The following is a 561-nucleotide window of genomic DNA, read 5'->3' as shown; positions in this document are numbered from 1 at the left end:
TCACCCGTTGTTGTTGCTGTCGACGTTGGCAAGAGGACGGTCGCGTTGTCGGTCACCGATGCCGCCCGGCATCGCCTGTTGGGTCCGGTGGACTTCGAGATGACCGGACGGGGCCTGGACGGGATCCTCACTCTGATCAAAAGCAGGCTGGCCGGGATGGATGTTCCCGTGAGAGTCGGGATCGAAGCTGCCGGGCATTACCACCGGCCGCTGCTCACCCCGTCCGTGTGGCCCGCGGACTGGCAGGTTCTGGAGCTGAATCCCGCGCACGTGGCCGAGCAGCGCAGGGTCCAGGGACGCCGGCGGATCAAGACCGATGCCCTGGATCTGGAAGCGATCACCGAGCTGGTCCTCAGCGGCAGGGGCCTTCCTGTGACTGCGCGCGAGGCTGTGATCGGTGAACTCGGCGCGTGGGCGGCGCACCGGACCCGCAGGGTCCAGGCGCGGACCGCGACGAAGAACCAGCTGCTGGGCCAGCTGGACCGGGCCTTCCCCGGGCTGACGCTGGTCCTGCCGGACGTGCTCGGCACCAAAGTGGGAAGGCTCATCGCTGCTGAATTC

General features: G+C 67.6%; 1 protein-coding gene. It reads left to right on the top strand.

Features of this window, described 5'->3' with window-relative positions:
* On the top strand, window positions 1-561 hold a 561-nt coding region (locus ARTB_RS21325; protein WP_279294513.1), incomplete at both ends, for an IS110 family transposase.

Origin of the sequence: Arthrobacter humicola (genome assembly GCF_022803015.1) — a bacterium.
Classification (GTDB): Bacteria; Actinomycetota; Actinomycetes; order Actinomycetales; family Micrococcaceae; genus Arthrobacter; species Arthrobacter humicola_A.
This window is presented reverse-complemented; position numbering and strand designations above follow the sequence as displayed.